The organism is Streptomyces catenulae, from assembly GCF_000718015.1.
GTDB classification, from domain to species: Bacteria; Actinomycetota; Actinomycetes; order Streptomycetales; family Streptomycetaceae; genus Streptomyces; species Streptomyces catenulae.
Genome location: NZ_JODY01000009.1, coordinates 114,536 through 141,120, shown reverse-complemented (window position 1 = coordinate 141,120; position 26,585 = coordinate 114,536). Strand labels below are relative to the sequence as shown.

The following is a 26,585-nucleotide window of genomic DNA, read 5'->3' as shown; positions in this document are numbered from 1 at the left end:
CACGGCCGGGCACGGCACGGCGTACGGGAGGGGACTGTCAGATGGATCCGTCGGTCATCGCCACGCGGCTGGGGACGGCCGCACTCCAGCCGCTGGTACGGAAACTGCTCGTCGCGGACGGGCCCGGCGCGGGTGTGGTGGAGCGTCCGGTACGGATGTCGGGGTGGCTCTCCTTCCGCGGGGAGAAGAAGCGGCTGGGCGAGAAGGAGCTGCACAGACTGGCGTCGGAGCTGGTGCGGCGGGCGGTCGAGCCGCTGCCGCCCGGTGACCGGCCCGCCCCGGACGAGGTGGCCGCCACCGCGCACGCCCTCGCCTTCACCCTGCACGCCCTCGGTGACCTGGACATGGATGACGTCCAGGCGGTCGAGCTGGGCGAGAACCGGCTGGCCGACTGCCTGAAGGAGCAGGTCCCGTCCGCCGCCTTCCGCTTCCTCTCGCAGGACGCCGTGGTCCTCCATGACGCCGTCCTGCGCGTGGCGTGCCGTCACATCCTCCACTTCTTCACGCGGCGCTCCACGTTCGTGGCCCGCGCCCTGGTGGAGCAGACCCGGCGGCAAGGGCTCATCCGCTCCGACACCTCGACCCTGCTGGACCGCTTCCCCAGCGTCGGCTCCCGGGATGCGGAGTTCGAGCTCCGGTACGCCCAGCACCTCATCCGGCGGCACAGCGAGTTGACGATCTACGGGCTGGATCTGCGCCACGCCCGCGAGTGGCAGCTCGACACCGCGTACATCTCCCTGGAGGCCGAGACCCGGCAGGGCCCCTCGGTGCCCGTCCCCACCGAACGCATCCTCGCCGGACGGGACCGGGTACTCCTGCGTGGTCTGGCGGGGTCCGGCAAGACGACGCTGCTGCAGTGGCTGGCCGTCTCCACCGCCCGGGAGGAACTCCCCGACGAACTGGGCGCGCTCCGTGGCCGGATCCCGTTCGTGTTACCTCTGCGGACCCTCGCCCGTGGAACGCTGCCCCGCCCGTCGGAGTTCCTGTCCTCGGTGGGCTTCCCCCTGGAGGAGCCCGTCGGCTGGGCGGAGCGGGTGCTCACCGCCGGTCGCGGGCTGCTCCTCGTCGACGGGGTGGACGAGGTCCCCCACGACATGCGCGAGGCCGCACGGCGGTGGCTGCGTCAGCTTATCGCCTCCTTCCCGGAGCAGAATCTGTGGCTGGTGACCACCCGCCCCTCGGCGGTCCAGGACGACTGGCTCCAGACGGACACGTTCGAGGAACTGTCCCTGATGCCCATGACCGAGGAGGACATCGCCGCGTTCATCCGGCGCTGGCACACTGCGGCGCGCGCCGGGGACGGACCGGCGCACGCGCTGCTGACCGCCGTCCGCACCAAACCGGACCTGGGCCGCCTCGCCGTCAACCCCCTGATGTGCGGCCTGCTGTGTGCCCTCCACCGTGAGCGCCGCGGCTTCCTGCCCGAGGACCGCAAGGAGCTGTACGACGCCGCCCTGGGCATGCTCCTGGAACGCCGCGACCTGGAACGCGGTATGCACCACGAGGGCGATCTGCGGATCGGGAAGGAACCCCAGATCGCGCTGTTGCAGCGGATCGCCCACTGGATGGTCCGCAACGACCGCTCCGAGATCGGCCGCGACGACGCGCACGCCGTCCTCGCCGAGCACCTGCCCTCGATGACCCACATCGAGGCCGACGCCGAGAGCGTGCTGCGTCATCTGCTCGACCGCAGCGGTCTGCTGCGGCAACCCACCGTCGACACCGTGGACTTCGTCCACCGCACGTTCCAGGACTACCTCGCCGCGAAAGCCATCGTCGAGGCCCGTGACTTCCCGTGGCTGGAGAACAACGCGGAGAACTCGCAGTGGGAGGACGTCATCCGGATGGCCGTGGCGCACGGCCGACCCGACGAGCGGGCCCGTATCCTGCGCGGGCTCGTGCCCGTCCTCAGTCACACACGGCACCTTGAGGACACGAGCCCGGTACGGCCCCAACTCCGTTTCCAGCGGACGCGGATGTCCCCTGCCGCGAAGCCCTCCAAGGGGCGGCGGCTGCCGCTGCGCCGCATCCTGCTCGCCCGCTCCTGTCTGGACCACGCCCCCGAGGTGGAGGCGGCCGTCCGGGACAGGATCATGTACCTGACCCGCGATCTGCTGCCGCCGGGCGATCCCGGCGCCGCCCGGCGTCTGGCTGAGTACGGCGGACAGAACGTGATCGCGATGCTGCCCGGCCCCCAGCATCTCGACGAGAATGAGGCCGAGGCGTGTGCGATCACCGCGACCCGGCTGGCGTCCCACGCCGCCCTCGCCTATCTGACCGGCTTCCGGACGCACTCCTCGCCCGCCATCCGCCGCCAACTCGCCTGGTCATGGCACCGTTTCGACTGCACCGCCTACGCCGAGGAGATCATCTCCCACCTCCCGGAGGACGACGAGATGTACTTCACCGCCGCCGCCACCGAACATCTCCGTGCGCTGCGCGCGATGGGCGGCCGCGCCCGCGTCCAGGTCCTGGGCACCCACCACCCGAGCGACCTCGCCTCACACCTCTCCCCGGACCGCCTCACCCACCTGTGGCTGCGGGAGGGCTACACCACCGTCTTCCACAGCATGAACTGGCTCTCCGGCTTCCCTCACCTGCGCACCCTCGTCCTCCCCGAACCGCCCCACCCGCTCGACGCCCACACCATCCCCGACTCCGTCCACCTCGTCTTCGCCCACCGGGACGACCCGGAACCCCTCGCCCCGTAGGCGGGGCGATGTGTCGGGCGGGGGGCCGTCCCGGGCCCCGTTCAGCCACGGAGTGCGAAGGACTCCCGCAGGCGCCAGGCGGTGCCGTCGTACGCCATCAGGTCGACGGACGTGACCCGGGAGATGACGGGGAGTGCGCCGGAGAGGTCCGCCTCGGCCTTGTCCAGGACCGCGTCGTCCTGGCCGTCCACGACGGTGAGATGCGGGACGACCTCGGTGAACCGGCCGCCGTAGGGAGGCGCCTCGGGCCACCGCGCGGCGACCGACTCGGTGAGCCGCCGCAGCGGCGCGTCCGGGGCCGGGCGGAGAAACAGCGTTCCGGGGAACCGTCCGCAGCTCTCGAACCGCAGGTCGAAGGCGTGGTGGCGACCGAGGACATCCGCCAGGGCCGAGCGGACGTCCGGGTCCGTCCGGCGCTCGTCGAGGAACGGGAAGAGCACCGTGACGTGAGCCGGGACCCCTGCCCGCGCCGACGGGTCGAACCGTGCGCGCCATGCGCGGACGGCCGGTTCCGCTTCCGGGATCCTCACGACGAGGCCCGTCTGACCTGCCTGGAACGTACTCGTGTTGTTGTCCGACATGGCACCGCATCCTTCCAGCCCGCCACGCCGACGTCCGTGCCACGGCCGCCACCGTTCCCGTTCTTCCGGGCTGTGCGGTGGCTCCGGCCGTGGCGCGAATTCGGCGCCGGTGTCAGAGGTGTTTCTTGTAGAACGGGATCAGGTGGGTCAGGGCGATTCGGGCCGGTTCGGGGCGGTCGTACAGGTCGTAGTGGGAGAAGCCTTCCGCGACGACGAGTTCCTTGGCTGTGGAGGCCGCGCGGCGGTAGAGCTCCAGGCCGTCCCGGTAGGCGCCGAACGCTCCGGGCTTGTCGCCGACGACGATGCAGAGCGGTCGGGTGAGGAGGACCTCGGCGCGGTGGAAGGCGTCCCAGCCGACCGCCGTGGCCTGCCGGGAGAACAGCGCCTCGGTGCGGCCGCCGGGCGCCCGGCCGCGGGCGGTGCGGTAGTAGTCGACCGCCTCGGTCAGGTCGAGTTCGGTGAGGCCCTGCTCCTCGGCCGCCTCGGGCGAGGGCGGCAGGTACGGGTCCACCCGGGGCTCGGCTCCGCGGGCCTCGGCCGTGCGCTGCGCGGCGACGGCGTCGAGGGTGGCGAGGGGGTCGTAGCCGCTGAAGCCCTCGTGCATGAGGCGTCCGAAGTTCACCCCGGTCACGCTGCCGACGGCCTTGATGCGGCGGTCGGTCATGGCGGCGTTGACGGCGTAGCCGCCGCCCCCGCACACGCCGATGGCACCGATGCGGTCGGCGTCGACGTACGGCAGCGTCACGAGGTGGTCGATGGCGTAGCCGATGTCCTGGACGCGGAAGTACGGGTCCTCGACCGCCCGCGGGGTGCCGCCGCTCGCGCCCTGGAAGGAGGCGTCGTAGGCGAGGACGACGAACCCTTCGGCGGCCAGCGCCCTGGCGTAGACGCTGCCGGATGTCTGCTCCTTGCACGAGCCGATGGGGTGGACGCTGACGAGCGCGGGGTAGGCCCGGGTCTCGTCGAACTCCGGAGGGAGATGGAGGTCGGCGGCCAGTTCCCAGGCAAGGGCCTTGACGGTGGTGTGCTCGACGGTGGTGTGCCGGGTGGTGTCGGTCATCGGGGGACTCTCCTCGTGGAGGGGGTGAGGGGGCTGCCGGAAAGGAGGGACGCGGTGGTGGTGCGCCGGGGCGCCGCCGTCCGGGGGCGGTTCAGCTCGCGTCCGCGGGCGCGGGTGTGAGGTGCTCGGTGAAGAACGGGACGGCCGCGGCGACGGCCCGGTCGACGTATTCGGGGATGTCGTAGAAGTCCATGTGGGTGGCGCCCTCGACGATCCGGAGCTGCTTGGGGCCGCGGGCGCGGCCGTGGAGTTCGGTGGACATCCACAGCGAGCCCGCGTCGCCGCCGGCCACGATCAGGAGGGGCTGGGCGAGCAGGTCCTCGACCAGGTGGAAGGCGTCGAAGGTGAAGATCCGCGAGACGCTCCGGGTGAAGCGGAACCTGTTCTCCGCACGGGGGTGCCGGGCGCGCGGGGTGAGGTAGTAGTCACCGGCCTCGACCAGGTCGCGCGGGGTGTTCGCGTCCGGTTCGGCCGGTACGTAGGGCAGGTGGGCGGGCTCGGCGCCGCGGGCGGCTTCGGCGGTCCGCTGCCGGGCGAGGGTCTCCAGGGTGGGCACGGCGGCGGCGTCGGCGGCGGTGCCGTACCAGCCGCGGCGGAAGGAGGTGCCGATGTTGACGGCGCTGACGGTGGTGAGGGCCTTGATGCGGTAGTCGGTCATCGCGGCGTTGACGGCGTAGCCGCCACCGGCGCAGATGCCGAGGGCGCCGATGCGCTCGGGGTCGACGTAGGGCAGGGACTGGAGGTGGTCGACGGCGGCGCGCACGTCCTCGACGCGGGCGTAGGGGTCCTCCAGGTGCCGCGGCTCGCCGCCGCTCTCGCCCTGGTGGGAGGCGTCGAAGGCGAGGGCCACGAAGCCCTGCTCGGCGAGGCTGCGCGCGTACACCCCGGCGGCCTGCTCCTTCACGCCGCCACCGGGGTGGACGACGACCAGCGCCGCGTGCCGGGTGCTGGGGTCGAAGCCCTCGGGCGTGTGGAGGTGGCCCACCATGGTGAGGGAGCCGTTGGGGAAGGTGACGGATTCCATGGTGCGTTCCTTGCGTGATGCGGGGGTGGGTGGTGGACGGGTCGGCCATGTCGCGGGGGCCGGGCGCGGGCCCGTTCGGTCTCCGGGGTCCGGTCGGCGCCGCCCGGCCGCGTCCGGAGCCGCAGGCGGGTCGGCGGTCCTCCCGCCGGGAAGCGCCTCCGTACGGACGGTGCGGCCCTGGTGTCGCTCCGCGGCCGCGGTGGCCGTCCGGCGCCCGCCCGGAGGGGGTCCTCCAGGGGGCGGAAGCGGTACCGAACCGGCGCCGATATCGAGGAAACAGCAGGTCACAGGCTGGGAGAAGGGCCTGCCGTTACAGGTACCGGCAGAACCCCCCACGCGCGCGGAAGCCGTTCTAGCCTGGAGAGGTGAGTACCGAGAGTGACATCCGCGAGTTCCTGTCCTCCCGCCGCGCCAAGATCACCCCGCAGCAGGCGGGGCTGCCCGCGTTCGGCGGCAACCGGCGGGTGCCCGGTCTGCGCCGCGAGGAGGTCGCGCTGCTCGCCGGGGTCAGCATCGACTACTACGTCCGTCTGGAGCGCGGCCGACTGGCCGGGGCGTCCGAGGAGGTCCTCGACGCCGTCGCCGGTGCCCTCCAACTCGACGACGCCGAGCGCGCCCACCTCTACGACCTGGCCCGCGCCGCCGCCAAACGCCCCACCCGGCGCGCCAGGCGCCCCCGCGGACCGCTGCCGGACAGCGTGCTCCGCGTCCTGAACTCGCTGACCGGCTGTCCCGCCTTCCTCAGCAACGGACGCCTGGACATCCTCGCCGCCAACCCTCTCTGCCGCGCCCTGTACAGCCCGCTGTACGCCGACGGCGCCCGGGAGCCGGTCAACATCGCCCGTTTCCAGTTCCTCGATCCCGCCGGGCGCGACTTCTTCCCCCGCTGGGAGGAGATGGTGCACACGACCGTCTCCCTGCTGCGCACCGAGGCCGGTCGCGCGCCCGGTGACACCGAGCTGACCGGCCTGATCGGCGAGCTGGTCACCCGCAGCGAGGTGTTCCGTACCGCCTGGGCGCAGCACAACGTGCGCCTGCACCACACCGGCCGGAAGACCTTCCACCACCCCGCCGTCGGCGAGATCACGCTCGACTTCGACACGATGGAACTGCCCGCCCAGCCCGGCCTCACCCTCACCGCCCTCAGCGCCCCGCCCCACACCCCCGACCACGACCGGCTCCAACTCCTCGCCACCTGGTCCGCCACCGAAGAGGCGTCCCCGTCCGCCGACGCCTCCGCCCTCACCGACCGGCGGACGTGATGGTCCCGGTGGCGCCGCCGCTCTGACCGCCTGTTCTCGCGAACGGTCAGGGAGGTTCTGCGGCCGGGCGGATGAGATCTCTGATCAATGGCGTCAACTCCCCTTGGATACCGGGTAGTTGATGCATTCTCCGGCGAAGCGGAGACGGGACAGCTCCCGCCCTTCCCCACCTATCGGGTCCGTGCGGATCGGGACCATCGGCGTTTCGGTCACGGGGCTTCGGTGGGTGCTCCCGGTCCGCCAAGGGTCGATGTAGGCGGAACGAACATCTTTTCGCTCCCTTGCGGGGTTCCCGCGACGTCCGAAACACATGTGTTCGACGCGCCGGGCCTTCTCGTTGGACGCCGTGACAGAACGGCACCCTCCGAAGGACGCACGATGCACCCCACCCCTCGTACGACACACCGCCCTCCGCTGCCCGGACAGCGGCTCACCACGGCATCGAACGGCACCGGCGACAGCGGCGTCTGCGCGGGTCCGGATCGGCGGTGGGCGGCGTGAGCGGGTCCGGCGATGGTTCAGCCGAGAAGATTCCGGGGCCGCGCGCCGCCCCGCCCGGTCCCGGGGCCGCGCCCGCGGCGGAGGACGGTACCGGGTCGGCGCTGCGGTACGTGGATGTGACCGGCAGCCGGGAGGCGGCCGGGCGGTCGATCCGGATGCGGGACATGGCGCGGCGGCTGCCGCGGCTGGTGCGCCGGTCGTTGGCGCTCGCCTGGCGCGTCGACCGTGCGGCGACCGTCGGTCTCGTGGTGTGCCAGGCGGTCGCCGGGGCGATGCAGGCCCTGGGGCTTGTCGCCATCAGCGGCACCCTCACCGCCCTGCTGACCAGCGGTGACGTCTACGATCGACTGCTCGGCGCCTGGCCGTCCGTGGCACTGCTGGCGGCTGCCTCCGGGGTACGCGCCCTCCTGGGGATCGCGGTCACCTGGCTCTCCTCGCGGCTGCGGCCGCTGATGTCCCGGGAGGCCGAGCAGATGCTGCTGGCGGCCTGCGCGGAGGTGGAGTTGTGCGCGTACGACGAGCCGACCTTCAACCGTGACCGGGAGGCGGCCGACCGTGGGGCGCAGGTCACCGGCGATCTGATCGACGAGGGGCAGGACCTGATCGCCTCGTCGGCGTCGTTCCTCGCCGGTGCCATCGTCCTGGCCGGGGTGCACCCGGTGCTCCTCCCGCTTCTCGTGGCCGCCAGCCTCCCCCAGGCGTTGGCGCAGGTCAGCGCCGCGCGGGTCCGGTATCTGGCGAACCTGCGGAGCAACGGCGCCAACCGGATGCTCTCCGTGCTGCGGTGGCACATCTTCACCCGGGAGGCCGCCGATCAGATCCGGGCGGGCACCATGGCCGCGTTCCTGTCCGGCCGGTACCGCGACACGGTCGCCCGGATCAACCGCGAGGACCGGATCGCGGCCGACAAGGGGGCCCGGATGTCCCTGGTCGGGGCGGTGTGCGGCGGTGTGGGCTCGGCGGTCGTCTGGGCGGCGGTCGTGTTCCTGCTGGCCTCCGGGCGGATCAGCGTCGGGCACGCGGGGACGGCCGTCTTCGCGCTGCAGACGGTGGGGCAGGCGGTCCGCAGGCTGGTGAGCGTCGGCGCCCGCGCCGTACGGACCGGGCTCTACATGGACGACTGGAGCGGCTTCCTCGACCGGGCCGGAGGTTTCCGGATGCGGCGGGGTGCCGGGCACCCCGGACCGCCCGAGCGCTTCGAGATCGCCTCGGTCACCCACCACTACGCGGGCAAGGACCGCCCGGCTCTCTCCGATGTCTCCCTCACCCTGCGCCGGGGCGAGGTGACCGCGCTGGTGGGCTTCAACGGTTCGGGGAAGTCGACGCTGTCGAAGCTGGTCAGCGGCCTGTATCTGCCGACGTCCGGACAGGTCCGGTGGGACGGTCTCGCCACCGGTGACGCCGATCCGCAGGCGCTGTGGCGGCAGGTGGCCCTCGTCCCGCAGGAGTACGCGCGGTGGCCGTTGAGCGCACGCGAGAACGTCACGCTGGGGCAGCCCTCGCCGCGTGGTGACGCGGCGGTGCGGGAGGCGTGTGCGGCCGCCGGGGCGGACGAGGTCGTCGGGGCGCTCGGTTCGGGGCTGGACACGCTGCTCGCCCGTGAGTGGCTCAACGGGGAGGAGTTGAGCGGCGGTCAGTGGCAGCGGGTCGCTCTCGCGCGGGCGTTCTTCCGGGAGGCGGGGCTGCTGGTGCTCGACGAGCCGACGGCCAATCTGGATCCGCTGGCCGAGTTCCGGATCTTCCAGCGGCTGCGGGATCTCGCACGGAACCAGGTGGTCCTGTTGGTGACCCACCGGCTCGCCAACCTGGCCGTGGCCGACCGGATCGTCGTCCTCGACGGGGGCCGGATCGTCCAGGAGGGCACCTACGGGCAACTCGCCGAGCAGGACGGCCTGTTCCGGACGCTGCTGGCCTGCCAGATCACCTCCGACACGGCACACGGCGAGGACGACCGGCACGGGACGCCCGCTTGAGCCCTCCAGGGGCGCCGGAACACCGGCCCGGCGGGGCCCGCTCGTGACCTCGTCCGCGACCGTGACCTCGTCCGCGACGGTGTCGGTGTCGCCGATGCCTTCCGTCCGTACCGGCGGTGCACCCTGTGGGCCGCCGGTACGGGACCGGCTTCGGGCTCTCCCCCGGGACGGGCGGTCGTCCGGCGACCGGGCGCCTGCCCGGGGGAGGCGTCAGGCGTGCACCCGCGCCGGGACGGCGCGCAGCTTCTCGTGCCAGGTCCGCATGGTGGGGGACCACGGGGACGGGCGGCCGTCGGGGGCGATCTTGACGAGGGTTCGGGTGCCTGTGGCGCGGGGCAGCGGGTCGTCGCCCTGGCGGACGTGGAAGCGCCACGCCATGCTCGTGCGGCCCAGTCGGGTCAGCCAGAGGTCGACGGTGAGGCGGTCCGCGCCGTCGACGGGGGCGTGGAACTCGATGGCGAACTGGCGGACGACATAGTGCAGGTCGGGGTGGCGCGCGGCGGTGCCCCTGGTGTCGTATCCGGCTTTGGCGAAAGCCGCGGTCGTGGCGCGTTCGACGTACAGGGCGTACCGCGTGTTGTGCAGATGGCCGTTGAGGTCGAGTTCGTCGAAGTGGACCGGCGCGGCATGGGTGAGATGCGGAACGTCCACGGTGCTCCTCCGGCTCGCCGTCCGTTGCCCGGCGGCGGGGCGTACGGGGTGATGCGGGGCGGTACGGGGTGATGCGGACCGGCATTCCCCGCTCGATCGTTCGATAGCGTAGGGCGCCGGTCCGGTGCGGCGCAATGCTTCCGCCGCACCGGCTCCCGCCACCTTCCCGCGCCCCTCCGGAACCTCCGCAACGGGGTGATCATGCGGTGACCAGGGCTTCTGTCACGTCTACGGGAATCCTCTCGGCGAGAGGTCTTGTCCTGGCTCGGTTCCGGCCCTACCTTGTCGCAAATCAATCGATCGATCGATCGGGCTAGGGAGAGGTCATGACCCGGGACTCCGCAGCACCACGACAGGCACCACCGCCCGAGACCGCACCCCGCCCCCTCGCCACGGAGACGGCCCACCCGGAAGCCGGAGAGCCGACCGACGCCGGAGGTTCCGGCCCGGCCACCGGGCAGCCGGACGGTGGATCCGGGCTCAAGCGCGGCCTGCGGAACCGGCAGATGAGCATGATCGCCATCGGCGGGGTGGTCGGCGCGGGCCTGTTCGTGGGGTCGGGCACGGTCATCCGCAGCACCGGCCCGGCGGCGCTGGTCTCGTACGCCATCGCGGGGCTGCTGGTCATCCTCGTGATGCGGATGCTCGCCGAACTGGCCGTGGCGGATCCGAGCACCGGCTCGTTCGCGCACTACGCCTCGCGGGAGTTCGGCAGCTGGTGCGGGCTCGCGATCGGCTGGCTCTACGCGTACTCGTGGTGGGTGACGGTCGGCCTGGAGGCGGTGATCGGCGGGGAGTTGGCCCATCATCTCGTCCCGGCGGTCCCCGCCTGGGTGGCGTCGCTGGTGCTGCTCGCCGCGCTCACCGCGTCCAATCTGGTCCATGTGGCCGCGTTCGGCGAGGCGGAGTACTGGTTCGCCCTGATCAAGGTGGTGGCGATCGTCTCCTTCATCGGGCTAGGTGTGCTGGCCGTCGCGGGGCTGCTGCCGGGCACCGACTCCCCCGGTACGGCCAACCTCCTCGGGCACGGCGGTTTCGCCCCGGAGGGCTGGTACGCGGTGCTGCCGAGCGTGCTCACCGTGATCTTCGCGTTCGGCGGCGCCGAGGTCGTCACCATCGCGGCGGGCGAGGCGCCGCGCCCGGCGGAGGCCGTACGCAAGGCGATCCGCTCCACCACCGCCCGCATCCTCATCTTCTACATCGGCTCCATCGGGGTCATCGTCACGCTGCTCCCGTACGACCGGGCGAGCGTCACCGCCAGCCCGTACTCGGCGGCGCTCGATGCGCTGGGGGTGCCCCAGGCAGGCCGGATCATGGATCTGATCGTGCTGGTCGCCGTGGCGTCCTGTCTCAACTCCGGCCTCTACACGGCGTCCCGGATGCTCTTCGCGCTGGCGCAGAAGGGCGAGGCGCCCCGCCCCTTCGCACGGACCGACGCGCGGGGAGTCCCCGTGGCCGCCGTGCTGGTCGCGGCGCTCGCCGGGCTGACCACCCTCGCCTCGAAGTACTTCGCCGGGACCGCGACGATCTTCACCTTCCTGCTGGCCTTCGACGCCACCACCCAGCGTTCGCTGTTCCTGACGCTGGCGGTCACCGTGGCGGCGGCCGGTGTCGGGGCGGTGCGGCAGCGACGGGCGCGCGGGAGCGCCGGGGCCGTGCGGTAGCGGTGTCCGGGGCGGCGGGCCCGTCCCGGCGGAGCCGTCCGCCGCGGCCGCTCGCCAATCGATCGACCGATAGGGCGCGGTAAGCTCGGACCGTCCGTCCAGCGTGCCCGCCCCGAGCGAAGGATCGTCCCCGTGGCCAAGTCCCCCAGCACACGCGCCGGCGCGCAGGCTCGACGCCAGGTCTGGGACGCGGCGATCCGGCTGTTCGCCGCGAAGGGCTTCCACGGGGTGGGCATCCGGGAGCTGGCCGAGGGCGCGGGGATGTCGTCCGCGACGCTCTACCACTACATGGGCACCAAGGAGGAGTTGCTCGCCTCCATCATGCGGGCCAGCCTGGACCGGCTGAACGACGCGGCGGGTCGGGTCACCGCGGACGCGTCGGACCCGCAGGCGCAGATCGTCCGGCTGGTCCACGTCCATGTGCTCACCCATGCGCTGCGCCCGGAGGAGACCGCGGTGGTCGACAACGAGTTGGAGGCGCTGAGGGCTGAGCGGCGGACGGCGATGGTGGCGCTCCGGGACGCGTACGAGGACCACTGGCGGCGCGCCATCGCCAACGGCTGCGCCTCCGGTCTGTTCACGGTGCCCGACCGGACCTTCGCGCGGATGGCGTTGCTGGAGATGTGTTCCGGGGTGGCCAAGTGGTACTCCCCCGACGGTTCGATCGCCCTGGACGGGGTGGCGACGGCCCACGCGCGGCTGGCATTGCAGTTGCTCGGCGTCCCGGCGCACACGATGCCGCGCCCCGATCCCGCCGAGATCCAGGCGGCGCGGGCGCTGGTGGAGGAGATCTGGCAGGTCAGCCTGGGCGCGAGCGCACCCGATCCGGCCTGACCGCCGCCCCTTCTTTCTTTCCGGCCGGGCCCTTTCCGGCCGGGCTTTTTCACGCGGCGCCTCGCGCGGCGGCGTACGGCCGTGCCCTCCGCTCGTCCCGGTCCAGCCCCGTCACGGCCTCGTCCCGACCTCGTTCCGGCCCCGTTCCGGACGCCGTGGAGCCGCTCCTCCATCAGGTCGCACTTCCGCACACCAAGCTCTATCGATCGACCGATCGATAGAGTAACGTGCGCGCTGTTCGGCGACTCCCGAGGAGCACCTTGTGGCTACTGACACCATCCCCACCGGTACGGCGGACAGCGCCCGGCCGGCCGACGGCGCCGGGGATCCCCGCGTCGCGTACACGGTCCTCGACCACGGCATCGCGCGGATCCGGCTGTCCCGTCCGCACCGGCTGAACGCGGTGACCGAGCAGCTCGTCGACGAGTTGCTGGCGGCGTTGCGGCGGGCGGCCGACGACGGTGTGCGCGCGGTCGTCCTGTGCGGTGCGGGCCGGGCCTTCTGCTCCGGTCACGATCTCAAGGCCGAGCCCGCGCCGACGGACGCCGCGGGCACCCGCGCCCGGCTGGACCGGATCCAGGACGTGACCCGGCTGATCCGGGACGCCCCCTTCCCCGTCGTGGCGGCCGTGCACGGCTATGCGCTGGGCGCGGGCTGCGAGTTCGCTCTCTCCTGCGATCTGGTCGTCGCGGCGGAGGACGCCCGGTTCGGCTTCCCGGAGGTGGGCGTGGGGCTCAGCGTGACCGGTGGCGTCTCGCGGCTGCTCACCACCGCCGTCGGCGCGCTCAAGGCGAAGGAACTCGTCCTGCTGGGCGAGCACTTCGACGCCCGGGAGGCGCGGCGGCTGGGGCTGGTCGCCCGGGTCAGCGCGCCGGGGCGGCACGAGGCGGTGGCGCTGGAGCTGGCCGCCGTCCTCGCCGCGCGACCGCCGTTCGCGCTCGCGCTCGCCAAGCAGCTGATCGACGAGGGGCTGGACGGCACCGTCGACCAGGCCCTGGCGCGGGAGGTGGCGGCGGCCCAGATCACCGGGGGGAGCGGTGAACACGAGCGCCCCCGGCAGGCGTTCGCGCAGGTGGCCGCGGAGGTCGGGGAGGGCGGGCGATGAGCGGGTACGACCCCGCGGAGTGTGCGGGGCTGCCGCCGGAGTCGGTGCCGGATCTGGCGACGCTCGTGGAGCGGGCGGCGGCCCGGTGGCCGGACCGGGTGGCCTGGACGTTCGACGAGTTCGGGCGGGACCTGACCTTCGCCGAGGTCGCGCGGGGCGTCCGGCGGACGGCGGCGGAGTTGAGCGCGGCCGGGGTCGGGCGGGACGGCCGGGTCGCGGTGCTGCTGCGCAACCGCCCGGAGTTTCCGCTCACCTGGCTGGCCCTGGCGGCGCTCGGTGCCGCGATGGTGCCGGTCAACACGGCCTACCGCAGCCATGACGCGGAGCACGTACTGCGCGATTCCGGCGCCCATCTCCTCGTCACCTGCGAGGAGTTCCGGCCGCTGGCGGAGGAGTTGCTGGCGTCCGTGCCGACGCTGCGCGCCGTGCGGTACGTGGACGGGTCGACGCCGCCCGCCGTCCCGGCTCCGGTGTCGCCCGGCGGTCCCTCCGGGCCCGGGGAACTCGTCAACGTGCAGTACACCTCCGGCACCACCGGCAGCCCCAAGGGCTGTCTGCTGCCGCACCGCTACTGGCTGGCGCTGGCGGGCAGTCTCGTCACCGAGTTCCCGCACCTGGGGCCGGAGGACACACTCCTCACCTGCCAGCCGTTCCACTACATCGACCCGCAGTGGAACGTCGCCGCGGCGCTCCTGGCGGGCAGCCGTCTCGTCGTGCTGGACCGGTTCCACCCGACCACCTTCTGGCGGAAGGTCAGGGAGCACCGCGTCACGTACTTCTACTGTCTGGGCCTGATGCCCACGCTGCTGCTGCGGATGCCGGAGCACCCCGACGACCGTGACCACCACGTCCGTGCCGTGCAGTGTTCCGCGATCCCGCCCGCGCTCCACTCCCGGCTGGAGGAGCGCTGGGGCGTCCCGTGGTACGAGGCGTTCGGGATGACGGAGACCGGGGCGGATCTGCGGGTCGGGCCCGCGGACCACGACGCGGCCGTGGGCAGCGGCTGCATCGGACGGCCGCTGCGCCACCGTGCGGTGCGGATCGCCGGGCCGGACGGCGCCGCGCTCCCGGCCCGTGCGGTCGGTGAGATCCAGCTGCGCGGGCCCGGCATGATGGCGGGCTATCTCGGCCGCCCGGAGGAGACGGCGGCGGCGTTCGCGGACGGCTGGTTCCACACCGGGGACCTCGGTCATCTGGACGAGGAGGGCCGGGTCCACTTCCGGGGCCGCCTCAAGGACATGATCCGGCGCAGCGGGGAGAACGTCGCGGCGGCGGAGGTGGAGGAGGTGCTCACCGCGCATCCACGGGTCCGGCTGGCCGCCGTCGTCCCGGTCGCCGACGAGCTGCGCGGCGAGGAGATCAAGGCGTACGTCGTACCGGACGGCGACGGTCCGGGGCCCGGTCCGGACGAGTTGGCCGCCCACTGCGGCGAGCGGCTGGCCGCCTTCAAGGTGCCCCGCTACTGGGAGCTGCGCGACCGGCTCCCGCTGACCCCGTCGGAGCGCGTCGCCAAGGGCGAACTCCGCAAGCTCCCCGTATCCGCGGGGCGGACGTACGACCGCCAGGACACCGTGTGGCGGTGAGGAGAGGAGATCCCGTGCTGCTCGATCTGCTGGTGCGCAATGCGCGCATCCTGACCCTCGACGACCGGCGGCCCACCGCCCACACCCTGGGTGTGCTGCACGGTCGCGTCGTCGGACTCGACGAGGAGGTGGCGGACCTGGCCGCGGTCCGGGTGCTCGACGCGGGCGGCGCGACCGTCGTCCCGGGCTTCCACGACGCGCACTGCCACACCGCCTGGTTCGGGCTGACGCTCAGTCAGCTCGATCTGTCCGGGAGGCACGGTGCGGACGAGGTCTGCGCGGCGGTCGCGGCGCACGCGGCGCGGCTGCCCGCCGGGGCGTGGGTGGTCGGCGCGGGCCTGGACCCGGGCGGCCCCCGGCCCCACCGGGACGCGCTGGACGAGGCGGCGGGTGGGCGGCCCGTCTGGCTCAAGCACGCCTCGGGGCACGGCTGCCTCGTCAACTCGCCGGTCCTGCGGGCGGCCGGGGCGCTGGAGCCGGGGTTCACCGATCCGCCCGGCGGGGTGGTGGCGCGGGGCGCGGACGGGCGGGCTGCTGGAGGAGACCGCGCAGCGTCTCGTCCAGGACCAGGTGCTGCCGTACTCCGTGGAGACGGTCGCCGCGGCGGTCGACCGCGCCACCGGCCACTACCTCACCGAGGGCATCACCAGCTTCACGGAAGCCGGGATCGGCGGCGGCTGGATCGGCCACACCCCCGTGGAACTCGCCGCCTACCAGCACGCCCGGGACACCGGACGGCTCCGGGCGCGGGCGCAGCTGATGGTGGCCGCCGATGTGCTGCACCCGCTGACCGCGCATGCGGAGGACGGCATCGCGCTCGGTCTGGACCTGGGCATACGGACGGGGCTGGGGGACGACACGCTCTCGGTGGGGCCGGTGAAGATCTTCCTGGACGGCTCGCTGTTCGGGCGGACCGCCGCGGTCACCGAACCGTTCTGCGGCTGCCCGCACGAGAACACCGGCTACTTCCAGGGCGATCCGGACGCGATGGCCGACACGGTCGTCGCCGCGCACCGGGCGGGCTGGACGGTGGCCGCGCACGCCATCGGTGACCGCGCCGTCGATCTGGCCCTGTCGGCGTACGCGCGGGCGCAGCGCGAGGCACCGCGTCCCGGGGTGGCGCACCGTGTCGAGCACGCCGGGGTGGTCCGCCCCGACCAGCTCGCGGCGTTCGCGTCGCTGGGGGTGGTGCCGGTACCGCAGCACAACTTCATCCCGGCGTTCGGCGGGAGCATGGCCGCCGGTCTCGGGGAGCGCCGCGCCGACTGGGCGTACCGGCTGCGCTCCTTCCTCGACCTCGGGCTGACGGTGCCGGGCAGCTCCGACCGGCCGGTCGCGCCGGGTGCGCCGCTCGCCGCGATGCAGGCGATGGTGGAGCGGTTGACGGAGACCGGTGCGCCCTTCGGTCCGCGGGAGAGCGTGCCCGCCGCGACCGCGCTGCGCGCCTGGACGGTCGGTTCGGCGCGGGCCACCGGCGCCGCGGACCGCAAGGGCCGGTTGGTGCCCGGGCTGCTGGCGGACCTCACGGTGCTCGACGCCGATCCGACGACCTGCGCCCCCGACCGCATCGGGGCGATCGGTGTCCTGGCCACCCTGGTCGGCGGCCGTCCGTCGCACGATCCGCACGGTCTCGTCACGTCCGGGGGCTGAGGCGACGGCGTCCGGACCGGCGCCGAGCAGGCGGCCCGCTCCGTCCAACTCCCCGTCTTCCCTAAGCGCTTAACTATCCATATGCTCGACGCGCCCGTCTCCTCCACGCCCCGAGGACTCGTCCATGACGCCTGCCCAGCGCCGCCGTGACTCTTCCGCACCGTCCGGCGAGGACGGGCCCCGCACCGCGGACGGCCCGCTCTCCCGCCGTCGGCTGCTCGGCGCCTCGGCCGCGGCCCTCGCCACGGGCGGGACCGTCCTCGGCGCGGACCCGGCCCGGGCCACCGAGCCGCCGTCGCCTCCCTCCCGGGCGGGCACCGAACTCCTCCTGCTCGGCACCGCCGGTGGTCCCCCGCCGGTCACCACCCGGGCGGGCACCGCCTCCGCGCTCTCCGTCCGCGGGAAGGTGTACGTCGTCGACTGCGGGCGCTCCGCCGTCACCCAGTACGGCCGGAGCGGGCTGCGCTTCCAGGACCTGGCCGCGGTCTTCGTCACCCATCTGCACATCGACCACCTCGCCGACTACGCCAACTTCGTCCTGCTCGCCGCGCACGGCGCGAGCGGCAGGGCGGACGGGGTGCGGTCGCCGTTCGACGCCTACGGGCCCGGTCCGGCGGGCGCGCTGCCGGACGCCTACGGCGGCGGGCCGGTGGGGACGGTCTGCCCGGCCGATCCGACGCCGGGGCTGCGGACCCTGACGGAGAAGTCCCTCGAAGCCACCGCGTACAGCAGCAACATCTTCATGCGCGAGTCCGGCACCGCTGACCCGCACACCCATATCGACGTCCACGAGATACCGCTGCCGCCCGGGACGGGCGCCGATCCGCTCGGGAACACCGCGCCGGAGATGGAACCCTTCCTCGTCATGGACGACGGGACGGTCCGCGTCAGCGCGGTTCTCGTCCCCCACGGGCTGGTCTTCCCGTGCTTCGCGTACCGCTTCGACACCCCGGACGGCTCGGTGGTCTTCTCCGGGGACACCGCGCCGACCGCCAACATGGTCCGGCTGGCCCGGGGCGCCGACCTCCTCGTCCACGAGGTGATCGACCTCGACTTCTACCGCAACGGCACCGGATACGGCGAAGCGCTGCTGCACCACATGGCGGCGGCGCACACCGATGTCACCAAGGTCGGACCGCTGGCCCGGCGCTGCGGGGTGTCGACCCTGGTCCTCACCCACTTCGCGCCGCCGGACACCTTCCAGGTCCCGCACGACTCCTGGCGGCGCCGGGCCCAACGGGGTTTCGACGGCCGGGTGGTGGTCGGCGACGACCTGGACCGGATCCCGCTGACCCGGCGGTGACCCGCGGCAGCCGCGCGCCGTACGCCCCGGGTCAGGCGGGCCGTCCGCCGACCGCGCGCAGGGCGAAGGGCAGGAAGCGGTCGGCCAGCTCCTGTGCGGTGGCCGCGTCGACCTGGTCCGGCGGCCGGGGCGTGAGGAAGAACCTGCTGATCACGGGGCCGACCACCACCTCCCCGAGCAGGTCGGCGTCCTCGACCGGCGGGATCTCCCCGCGTTCGGCGGCGCTCCGTACGACCTCGGCCACCCGGCGGTGGACCGGTTCCAGGAAGGCCGAGGTGAGCGCCTGGGCCAGCGCGGTGTTCCGCGCCGCCTCGCCGATCAGGGCCCGCATCAACCGGCCGCCCTCGCCGGTCACGGCGGCGGCCTTGTCGCGGAGCACCACCCGCAGATCGCCTTCGAGGCTGCCGGTGTCCGGGGGCCCGTAGGGGTCCTCGGCGAAGGTGGCGGCCGCGGCGACCACCAGGTCCTCCTTGCAGGACCAGCGCCGGTAGAGGGTCGCGGTGGAGACGCCCGCGCGGGCGGCCACCGCGGCGGTGGTCAGTCCGCCGTAGCCGCTCTCGGCGAGGACGGCCAGGGTGGCCGCCAGCAGGGCCCGGTCCCGGGCGGCGTCACGGGGACGGCCCCGGCGGGGCGCGGGCTGTGGAGCGGGGGGCGTGGTGCGGGTCATGCCATGACCCTAGCGGAAAACGAAACGAAAGCATTTCGTTTCGTTTATGCTCGCCGCCATGACCGCTTCCCCGCAGACCGCCGAGCCCGCGCCCGCCCCGACGGCCGACGCGGCAGCCACCGTCGCCCGGCTGCACGCCACCTTCGCCACCGGCCGCACCAAGCCCCTGGCCTGGCGCAAGGCCCAGCTGCGCGCCCTGCGGCGGCTGCTGGTCGAGGAGGAGGACGCGTGCACCGCCGCGCTCCACGCCGACCTCGGCAAGAGCGCCACCGAGGCGTACACCACCGAGATTGGGTTCACCCGCCACGAGATCGACCACACCCTGCGCCATCTCGACCGGTGGCTGCGCCCGCGGCGCGTCCCGGTGCCCCTCGCGCTGCGGCCCGCCCGGGCCCGTACGGTGCGCGAACCGCTCGGCACCGTCCTGATCATCAGCCCCTGGAACTACCCGCTCCAACTGGCCCTGTCACCGCTGGTCGGCGCCCTGGCCGCGGGCAACACCGCGGTGGTCAAGCCCAGCGAACTCGCCCCGGCCACCTCCGCCCTGCTCGCCGAACGGCTGCCGCAGGCCCTGGACCCGCGGGCCGTGGCCGTCGTCGAGGGCGGTGTGCCGGAGACCACGGCCCTGCTGGAACACCGCTTCGACCATGTCTTCTACACCGGCAACGGCACGGTCGGCCGGATCGTCATGGCCGCCGCGGCCCGCCATCTCACCCCGGTCACCCTGGAGCTGGGCGGGAAGAGCCCGGCCCTCGTGGAGCCGGACACCGATCTGGCGACCGCCGCCCGCCGGATCGTCTGGGGCAAGTTCATGAACGCCGGTCAGACCTGCGTCGCCCCCGACTACGTCCTCGCCGTCGGGGAGGCGGGGCCAGCCCTGGAACCCCATCTGACCGCCGCGATCCGGGAGATGTACGGCCCCGACCCGGCACGGAGCGCCGACTACGGCCGGATCGTCAACGGGCGGCACCACGACCGGCTCACCGCGCTCCTCACGGACGGCCGGATCGTCACCGGCGGCGACCACGACCGGGACCGCCGCTACCTCGCCCCGACCGTCCTCGCCGATGTGGACCCGGACGCGCCGGTGATGCGCGAGGAGATCTTCGGGCCGATCCTGCCGATCGTCCGGGTCCCCGATCTGGACGCCGCCCTCGCCTTCCTCACCGTCCGCGACAAACCCCTGGCCCTGTACGCCTTCACGGACTCCCCCACCACCAGGCGGCGGCTGACGACCGAGACGTCCTCGGGCGCCCTCTCCTTCGGCATCCCCACCGCCCATCTCACCGTCCCCGGGCTGCCGTTCGGCGGTGTCGGCGAGAGCGGTCAGGGCGGCTACCACGGCGAGCACTCGCTCGACACCTTCAGCCACACCAAGGCCGTCCTCGACAAGCCGCTCCGCGCCGACCCGCTGCGCCTGGTCTACCCGCCCTTCACCGCCCGGAAGTCCCGCATCCTGCGCCGCTTCCTGTGACCGCGGCGCCGCGTCCGGCCGCTCAGCCGACGGCCGCCGCGATCTGCGCGGCGGCCTCGGCGGGCGTGCGGTGCGTGGTGTCGACGACCTCGGCCGCGTCGTGCAGCCAGGTGCGGGCCGCCTCGGCGTACGGCTCCAGATGGCCGAGGCGGAAGGGCGAGTCGGGACCGAGCACGGTGTCCCCCGCGATACGGCCGCGGAGGGTCTTCTCGTCGGCGTGGAGGACGAAGTGCCGTACGGGGATGCCGTGCTGGGCAAGGCCCTCGCTGATCTCCCGCCAGTACGCCTCGACCAGCACGGTCATCGGCATCACCAGCGTGCCACCGGCGTAGTCGAGGACCTGACGGGCGGTCTCGACGACGAGCGGGCGCCACGGCGGCCAGTGCTGGAAGTTGCCCGTCCAGGGCAGCCCCGGCGTGATGTCCATCAGGGTCACCCCGACCTTCTCGGCGTCGAGGACCCGGGAGTCCGGGATCAACTGCTGCACGAGTGCGCCGGTCGTCGTCTTGCCCACCCCGTGGGTGCCGTTGAGCCATACGATCATGGGCCCGACGCTAGCGCGGGACGGGCCGCGGCGGCAGGCTCCGCGGTGCGCGGGGATCCGCGCGGCTCAGCTCCGGGTGACGGTGACGAGCAGCGGCGTCCGGACACCGAGGGCGGCGGCGGAGTCGGCGACCGCCTCGGCGAGCCACCCGACCGCCTCGCCCGACCACTCCACGAGGTCGCCGGTGAGCGTCACACCGTGCCCCGGCGGACCGTTCCAGAAGCTGTCGTCGAACGGCGGCACCGGCGCCCCGCCCACTGCCACGAGGTCGCTCGCTCCGTACGCAAAGACGCTCTGCTCCCACCGGCCGAGGCGCTGGACGAGTTGTGGCGCGACCGCGGGGAGCGACGGGGAGCGGCCGCTGTCGATGCGGACCGTCACCGGCGTCCGCGACCGTGGGCCGCACGCGCCGAACCAGTCGGCCGTCTGCAGCGACGGCAGCTGCGCGGAGGGCGGGCGCGCCGCGGGGTCGAGCCCCTGGAGCGGCAGCAGGAGCTGCACCGCGGAGAGCCGCACCGTACCGATCCGCGCCGTCGTGTCCTCGGCGCAGCGCAGGAACGGCTGTACGGGCAGCGGCCGGTCCGCCGCGACCGCACCGGCCTCGACCTGGAACCACGCGATCAGCGGCGGCTCGGGGGCGGCGCCCGGATGGCTCCAACCGGCGTCGTTCATGGCCCACAGCCCCGCGGCGACGGCCGCGCGGCGCCCGGGGTCCGCCTCCGCGGCGACGCCGGACCGGTCGTCGAGCCAGCCCATGGCGAGGGAGCGCTGATGGAAGAGTTGGTAGGCGTCGTGCTCGGGGTCGTGCCAGGGGTGCGGGATCAGCTCGCCGTAGAGGGCGGCGAAGAGGGTGCCCGCGGTGCGGTGGCCCGTGGGCGCGATGCCGGGGTGTGCGGTGGCGTCCTGCTCCGGCACATCGTCCTCCGTGGTTCCGCTGCGGTCTCCACGGCCTGCCCCGGAAGGCAGGCCGTGTCCGTTCTCTCAGTACACCCGGCAGTCCACATCGGCCTGGTTCATCGGCTTCTCGGCGGTGTCGATCTCGCCGATCACATCGACGTCCACATGGTTGCGCCAGGACGTCCGCCGGGTGTCACGGCAGTCGCGCCGGGCCGCCGTGCGGTGGGTGCTCCCGCCGCCGGGCTTGAGCGTCTCGGTCGCGGAACACGCCTGCTGGCGCCAGCTGTTGTCCGTATACCACTCGTACAGGCAGTTGAACACCTTGGCCCGGTCGTTGCTGCAGTTGCCCTTCTTCCACCAGCCGTGTCCGGAGGCCGCCACGCCGGTGCCGGAACGGTGTGGGTTGTCCCGTCCGCTGACCGGGGTGCAGCCGAACGCCACGGCCTCCCAGGGCAGGTCCGCGCGCTCGGCTCCGGGTGTGTCCATCGCGTGACCGGCGCCGTCCAGATAGACCGCGGTCGCCCCGGCGCCGGGCGGTGCGACGCCCGGCACCGCGTCCGCGGCGGCCTGCGGCGCGAACCCTCCCGGTGTGTGGGCGCCGCGGGCGGACGCGGAGGTCGCCGGTGCCGCCGCGCCCGCGACGGCCAGCGAGGCGAGTACGGCCAGAACACTGAGGTGAAATCTTCCGTTACGGATCGCTTTCCCCCTTCTGTGCATGCGGGACACACCTGGTCGGATCAGGTGATCCCGACATCCCGTACCAGTTTCGAGGCGGCCGGTCGCGGCCGACCAGAAGCGCCGGGGGAAATCCACCGAAGTGATGAACCGGGCCTCCGGTCGGCGCCGTTGGGGACGGTACGGACGCACCGTTCCGCGTCGTGGGTCTTCCGGGTCCGCTACCGCGTCCGCAGCAGTTCGCGGGCCATCACGATCCGCTGGATCTGGTTGGTGCCCTCGTAGATCTGGGTGATCTTCGCATCGCGCATCATCCGCTCGGCGGGGAAGTCCTGGGTGTAGCCGTAGCCGCCGAGCAGTTGCACCGCGTCGGTCGTCACCGCCATGGCGACGTCGGAGGCCAGGCACTTGGCCGCCGCGCCGAAGTACGTCAGATCGGCGGCGCCCACGCAGCTGCGGGCCGCGGCGGCGTAGACCAGCTGCCGGGCCGACTCCACCTTCATCCCCATGTCGGCGAGCATGAACTGGACGCCCTGGAAGTCGGCGAGGGCCTTGCCGAACTGCCGTCGCTCCCGTACATGGCCGACCGCCGTGTCGAGCGCTCCCTGGGCGATGCCGAGGGCCTGGGCGCCGACCGAGACGCGGGTGTGGTCGAGGGTGCCCAGCGCCACCCGCAGCCCCCTGCCGCGCTCGCCGAGGAGGCGGTCGGCGGGGATCCGGCAGCCGTCGAAGTACACCTCGCGGGTGACCGAGCCCTTCAGGCCCATCTTGCGTTCGGGCTCGCCGTAGCCGATGCCGGGGTCGTCGGCGTGGACGACGAAGGCGGAGATGCCGCGGGATCCGGCGTCGGGGTCGGTGACCGCGAAGACGATGAGGTATTGCGCGACCCCGGCGGAGGTGATCCAGGTCTTCACGCCGTCCAGCACCCAGCCGTCGCCGTCGGCGACCGCCCGGCAGCGCATCGCGGCGACATCGCTGCCCGCCTCCCGCTCGCTGATCGCGTACGCCATCAGCGCCGCGCCCGCGGCGACCTCGGGCAGATACCGGCGCCGCTGCTCCTCGGTCCCGGCGAGCAGCAGCGGGACGACGCCGAGCTTGTTGGAGGTCTGGACGGTGGAGGACGAGGCGCAGACGCGGGCGACCTCCTCGACGGCGATGGCGGCGGCGAGGGCGTCGACCCCGTCGCCGCCGTACTCCTCGGGGATGCCGGGCGCGTGCAGCCCGGCGGCGGTGAGCGTCGCGTAGTTGTCGTGCGGGAAGCCGCCGCGCGCATCGACCTCCGCGGCCCGGGGGCGCAACTCCTTCTCGGCGACGGCGCGGGCCGCGGCGCGGAACTCGTCGTACATCGCGGGCAGCAGATACGGCGTGGTGGCGTGGTCCGTCATGACGGCGTCCTTCACGGGTGCGGGATCGGCGGGGAGCGGGGGCACCGGTGGTGCGGCCCGGGTCCATTCCGGCGTACGGCGAGGCGCCGTGCCAATGTGCGGGTGCACCGTGATCGGCGCGATGTCCGTGCGGGCGCACATCGACGCCCCGGTGGGCGCCCGCATACGTTCCGCAGGCCGGATGTGATCCACCGACCGAAGGGCAGAAAGCGATGACGGTTCTCCGAGGGCTGCGGGTGCTGGACCTGAGCCGGGTGCTGGCGGGCCCGTACTGCACCGCGCTGCTGGCGGATCTGGGGGCGGACGTGGTCAAGGTCGAGCCGCCCGCCGGTGACGACGCCCGCCACCTCGGGCCGTTCCGGGAGGGCGAGAGCGTCTACTTCGCGCAGCTCAACCGCGGGAAGCGGAGCATCGCCCTCGATCTGAAGAACCCCGACGACCATGCGCTGCTGCTGCGGCTGGCCGCCCGCGCGGACGTCTTCGTCGAGAACTTCCGCCCCGGCGTCACCCAGCGGCTGGGCATCGACCACGCGGCGCTCGCGGCGGTCAACCCGCGCCTGGTCTACGCGAGCATCTCGGGTTTCGGACAGAGCGGTCCGATGCGGGAGCACCCGGCGTACGACCTGATCGTGCAGGCGATGTCCGGGCTGATGGCCGGGACGGGCACGCCGGACGGGCCGCCGACGCGGGTGGGCGAGTCGGTCGGTGACCTGCTGGCCGGGCTGTTCACCTCCTGGGCCGTCGGCACGGCGCTGTACGACCGGGAGCGCAGCGGCCGGGGGCGGCACATCGATGTGGCCATGCTCGACTCGCTGGTGTCGTTGCAGGTGACCGCGTGGAGTCTGCTGACGGCGACCGGCGGGCTGCCGGGGCGGGTCGGCAACCGGCATCCGGTCTCCGCCCCGTTCGACACCTACCGCACCGCCGACGGGCTGGTGGCGATCGCGGTGGCGAGCGATGCGGTGTTCGCGCGGTTCGCCACGCTGGTGGGGCGGCCCGAGCTGCCGTGCGACCCGCGGTTCGGCGACGACACCGCCCGCTCGCGCCATGTCGAGCAGGTCCGGGAGATCACCGAGGAGTGGTCCACCGGCGTCACCACGGAACAGGCCCTGGAACTCGCCCGGGCGGCGGGCGTGCCCGCCGCCCCGATCTGGGAGCTGACCGACGCGGTACGGAGCGACCAGATCCGGCGGCGCGGTCTGATCGGCGAGTTCGACCATCCGGTCCTGGGCCGCACCCCGTTTCTGCGGCAACCGGCGCACTTCGGGGACGCGGCGCCGGACCCGGACGCCGCCGCGCAGGCGCCCGCGCCGACGGCCCCGAGTCCGGCGCTCGGGGAGCACGCCGAGGAGGTCGTCGCGGAGTGGCTGGCGGGGGACGGAGCCGGGTGACCCGGCGCCCCGTCACTCCTCCCCCGGTGCCCCCGCCGGGTCGGCGTCCAGGGCGGTCAGGGCGAGCCACAGCTCCATACGGTCGGCGAGGCGGGTGAGGTCGCGGGCGGTGAGCTGCTCGATGAGCCGGAGCCGGTAGCGCAGGCTGTTGCGGTGCAGGGTCAGCGCGCGGGCGGTGGCGGCGGGCGAGCAGTCGTGGGAGAGGTAGGACCGCAGGGTGGGGACGAGTGCGGCGCGGTGGGCCTCGTCGTGGTGGAGCAGCGGGGCGAGCACCGCGTGGCCCAACTCCCGCAGCGGCAGGTCCAGATTGCCCATCAGCAGACCGGCGATGCTCAGCGGCGCCGCCCGGTGCACACCGGGCCCGGACCGGGCGGCCTGGCGGGCCTCGAAGTAGCCGAGCCGCAGCCCGGTCACCCCGCGCCGCGGCTCCCCCACCCCGACGCGGACCCGCGGGTCCACCACGCTCAGGTGTGCCGCGACCGTCGCGGCGGCGGCGCCCGCGTCGACGGCGTCCGGTACGACGACCATCACCGCGTCGTCGACCAGCGCGGTGGGCAGCCGGTCGTGGGCCCGTTCCAGGAGCGGGCCCAGGGTCCACGGCAGGCTGCGCAGCCGCGCGGGGTCGCCGCCGACCCGGGCGACGACGACCGTGTGGGGGCCGTCCGCGGTGAGCCCGTAGGAGGCGAGACGGCGGCGGGCGTCGCCGTCGGGGACCGTACGGTGCAGGACGTCCTCCAGGACCTGGCCGAGCAGTTCCCGCCGTCCGGTGAGCACGGCCTGATGGCGGGCCACCTCGAGGCCGAGGATGCTGGTGGCGAAGGAGAGGATGTCGTGCCGCGGGGTGGGGCGGCCGGTGCGCAGCTCCGCGACGGGTACGCCGTCCACCAGGACCGGTACGGACGTTCCCGCGCTCTCGGGGGTCCGGCCGTCCGCCGCGGGGCGGGTGTCCGGGCGGCGGGACGGGGCGGGGTGGCGGGCCAGGACGCGGCCGCCGGGTTCGACCACCGCCACCGGGCCCGCGCCCAGCTCCCGGTGGAGCCGCCGGAGCATCCCGCGCAGCCCGTGGCCGGAGAGGAGTTCGCGGACCAGTTGGTCCTGGAGAGCGGCGGCCGATCGCACCGCGTCGTACCGCTCCGCGAAGATCCGGTCGGCGACCCGGCGGCTGATCTGGACGAACGGCACCTCGACCGGGGAGCCGACGAGCGCCAGCCCGGCGCGCTCGGCGGTCTCGACGACGGCGGGCGGCACCTCCTGGTGCACCAGTCCGGTGCCGAAGCAGAGCGCGGCGACCGGGAGTTCCGCCAGCCGTTCGACGAGCCGGGCCCATCCGGCGCCGTCGCGCTCCAGCATGCCCGTGGTCATCACCAGTTCGCCGCCACGCAGGAACGGCAGCGGATCGGGCAGTTCCGTCGTGGAGACCCAGTCGATGCGCCGGTCGGCGTCGTGGCAGTGGCTGCTCAGCGCCCGCAGCCGCAGGGTCGGTTCGGCGAGCAGATCGGCGAGGGAGACAGACACGCGGCGATTGTGCACCAGGGCGGGGACGGCGCCGGAACGGGCCCCTGACCGGCTGGCTCCCGGTGCGCCGGAGGCGGCGTTCGGCCGCGTCGCGGTGGGCCGCGCAACCGTTCCGGTCGCGGCTGCGTGATTGCC

The 26,585-nt window shown here is 73.6% G+C and carries 20 protein-coding genes and 1 pseudogene; 11 read left to right on the top strand and 10 right to left on the bottom strand.

The features are described 5' to 3' along the window. Nucleotides 1-41 precede the first annotated feature (41 nt). Nucleotides 42-2,711: an NACHT domain-containing protein gene (locus tag IF23_RS0111380; protein ID WP_051739496.1), complete on the top strand. Its 2,670-nt coding sequence runs from the start codon at nucleotides 42-44 to the stop codon at nucleotides 2,709-2,711. Between the two features lie 41 nt (nucleotides 2,712-2,752). Here the strand turns inward: IF23_RS0111380 and IF23_RS0111375 are convergent, their stop codons facing one another. The 3 genes from IF23_RS0111375 to IF23_RS0111365 form a co-directional block, all read right to left on the bottom strand. Next, nucleotides 2,753-3,292: a 2'-5' RNA ligase family protein gene (locus IF23_RS0111375; protein ID WP_030282522.1), complete on the bottom strand. Its 540-nt coding sequence runs from the start codon at nucleotides 3,290-3,292 to the stop codon at nucleotides 2,753-2,755. Nucleotides 3,293-3,404: 112 nt separating this feature from the next. Beyond that, complete coding sequence (locus IF23_RS0111370; protein ID WP_030282520.1) at nucleotides 3,405-4,352, bottom strand: alpha/beta hydrolase; 948 nt, start codon at nucleotides 4,350-4,352, stop codon at nucleotides 3,405-3,407. 91 nt (nucleotides 4,353-4,443) lie between these two features. Next, a complete protein-coding gene (locus IF23_RS0111365; RefSeq protein WP_030282518.1) occupies nucleotides 4,444-5,376 on the bottom strand; it encodes an alpha/beta hydrolase in 933 nt (310 codons plus the stop codon). A gap of 365 nt (nucleotides 5,377-5,741) precedes the next feature. Between IF23_RS0111365 and IF23_RS0111360 the strand changes: the two genes are divergently transcribed. Together IF23_RS0111360 and IF23_RS0111355 are read left to right on the top strand one after the other, a co-directional pair. Then, nucleotides 5,742-6,638 (top strand): helix-turn-helix transcriptional regulator, encoded by an 897-nt coding sequence (locus tag IF23_RS0111360; RefSeq protein WP_030282516.1) that lies wholly within the window; start codon nucleotides 5,742-5,744, stop codon nucleotides 6,636-6,638. Between the two features lie 602 nt (nucleotides 6,639-7,240). Next, nucleotides 7,241-9,112, top strand: coding sequence for an ABC transporter ATP-binding protein (locus tag IF23_RS0111355; RefSeq protein ID WP_051739504.1), 1,872 nt, complete (start codon nucleotides 7,241-7,243; stop codon nucleotides 9,110-9,112). A gap of 210 nt (nucleotides 9,113-9,322) precedes the next feature. On the opposite strand, the gene IF23_RS0111350 is transcribed toward IF23_RS0111355, so the two are convergent. After that, nucleotides 9,323-9,763, bottom strand: a complete 441-nt coding sequence (locus IF23_RS0111350) for an acyl-CoA thioesterase (RefSeq protein ID WP_051739495.1) — start codon at nucleotides 9,761-9,763, stop codon at nucleotides 9,323-9,325. Between the two features lie 326 nt (nucleotides 9,764-10,089). Here IF23_RS0111350 and IF23_RS0111345 point away from each other — a divergent pair, with 326 nt between their 5' ends. From IF23_RS0111345 to IF23_RS0111320, 6 genes and pseudogenes are all read left to right on the top strand, one after another. Further along, entirely contained in the window at nucleotides 10,090-11,427 is a 1,338-nt protein-coding gene (locus tag IF23_RS0111345) for an amino acid permease (RefSeq protein WP_051739494.1), read from the top strand. Nucleotides 11,428-11,559: 132 nt separating this feature from the next. Next, on the top strand, nucleotides 11,560-12,261 hold the full coding sequence (locus IF23_RS0111340) for a TetR/AcrR family transcriptional regulator (RefSeq protein WP_051739493.1): 702 nt from the start codon (nucleotides 11,560-11,562) through the stop codon (nucleotides 12,259-12,261). Nucleotides 12,262-12,523: 262 nt separating this feature from the next. Next, nucleotides 12,524-13,366, top strand: coding sequence for an enoyl-CoA hydratase/isomerase family protein (locus tag IF23_RS0111335; protein WP_245654952.1), 843 nt, complete (start codon nucleotides 12,524-12,526; stop codon nucleotides 13,364-13,366). Then, on the top strand, nucleotides 13,363-14,949 hold the full coding sequence (locus IF23_RS0111330; RefSeq protein WP_051739492.1) for an AMP-binding protein: 1,587 nt from the start codon (nucleotides 13,363-13,365) through the stop codon (nucleotides 14,947-14,949). The genes IF23_RS0111335 and IF23_RS0111330 overlap by 4 nt, the downstream gene beginning before the upstream one ends. Then, nucleotides 14,940-16,599 (top strand): annotated as a pseudogene (locus IF23_RS31100) (amidohydrolase). Before IF23_RS0111330 ends, IF23_RS31100 begins: the two are co-directional and overlap by 10 nt. Before the next feature lie 124 nt (nucleotides 16,600-16,723). Further along, entirely contained in the window at nucleotides 16,724-17,902 is a 1,179-nt protein-coding gene (locus tag IF23_RS0111320) for an MBL fold metallo-hydrolase (protein WP_078653916.1), read from the top strand. 31 nt (nucleotides 17,903-17,933) lie between these two features. Here IF23_RS0111320 and IF23_RS0111315 read toward each other — a convergent pair whose 3' ends face one another. Beyond that, nucleotides 17,934-18,569, bottom strand: coding sequence for a TetR/AcrR family transcriptional regulator (locus tag IF23_RS0111315; protein WP_030282500.1), 636 nt, complete (start codon nucleotides 18,567-18,569; stop codon nucleotides 17,934-17,936). Nucleotides 18,570-18,627: 58 nt separating this feature from the next. On the opposite strand from IF23_RS0111315, the gene IF23_RS0111310 reads away from it, so the two are divergent. Then, on the top strand, nucleotides 18,628-20,043 hold the full coding sequence (locus IF23_RS0111310; protein WP_030282498.1) for an aldehyde dehydrogenase family protein: 1,416 nt from the start codon (nucleotides 18,628-18,630) through the stop codon (nucleotides 20,041-20,043). Between the two features lie 22 nt (nucleotides 20,044-20,065). Here IF23_RS0111310 and IF23_RS0111305 read toward each other — a convergent pair whose 3' ends face one another. From IF23_RS0111305 to IF23_RS0111290, 4 genes are all read right to left on the bottom strand, one after another. Further along, entirely contained in the window at nucleotides 20,066-20,587 is a 522-nt protein-coding gene (locus IF23_RS0111305; protein WP_030282496.1) for an AAA family ATPase, read from the bottom strand. 66 nt (nucleotides 20,588-20,653) lie between these two features. After that, on the bottom strand, nucleotides 20,654-21,502 hold the full coding sequence (locus tag IF23_RS0111300) for a hypothetical protein (RefSeq protein WP_030282494.1): 849 nt from the start codon (nucleotides 21,500-21,502) through the stop codon (nucleotides 20,654-20,656). A 66-nt stretch (nucleotides 21,503-21,568) separates the two neighbouring features. After that, nucleotides 21,569-22,201 carry a hypothetical protein gene (locus IF23_RS34875; RefSeq protein WP_245654950.1) on the bottom strand — a complete coding sequence of 211 codons (633 nt, stop codon included), beginning with the start codon at nucleotides 22,199-22,201 and terminating at the stop codon, nucleotides 21,569-21,571. A 179-nt stretch (nucleotides 22,202-22,380) separates the two neighbouring features. Continuing rightward, nucleotides 22,381-23,544, bottom strand: coding sequence for an acyl-CoA dehydrogenase family protein (locus tag IF23_RS0111290; protein ID WP_051739502.1), 1,164 nt, complete (start codon nucleotides 23,542-23,544; stop codon nucleotides 22,381-22,383). 212 nt (nucleotides 23,545-23,756) lie between these two features. On the opposite strand from IF23_RS0111290, the gene IF23_RS0111285 reads away from it, so the two are divergent. Beyond that, nucleotides 23,757-24,935 (top strand): CaiB/BaiF CoA transferase family protein, encoded by a 1,179-nt coding sequence (locus IF23_RS0111285; RefSeq protein ID WP_030282489.1) that lies wholly within the window; start codon nucleotides 23,757-23,759, stop codon nucleotides 24,933-24,935. Between the two features lie 12 nt (nucleotides 24,936-24,947). On the opposite strand, the gene IF23_RS0111280 is transcribed toward IF23_RS0111285, so the two are convergent. Next, complete coding sequence (locus IF23_RS0111280; protein WP_030282488.1) at nucleotides 24,948-26,450, bottom strand: PucR family transcriptional regulator; 1,503 nt, start codon at nucleotides 26,448-26,450, stop codon at nucleotides 24,948-24,950. Between the last annotated feature and the right edge of the window lie 135 nt (nucleotides 26,451-26,585).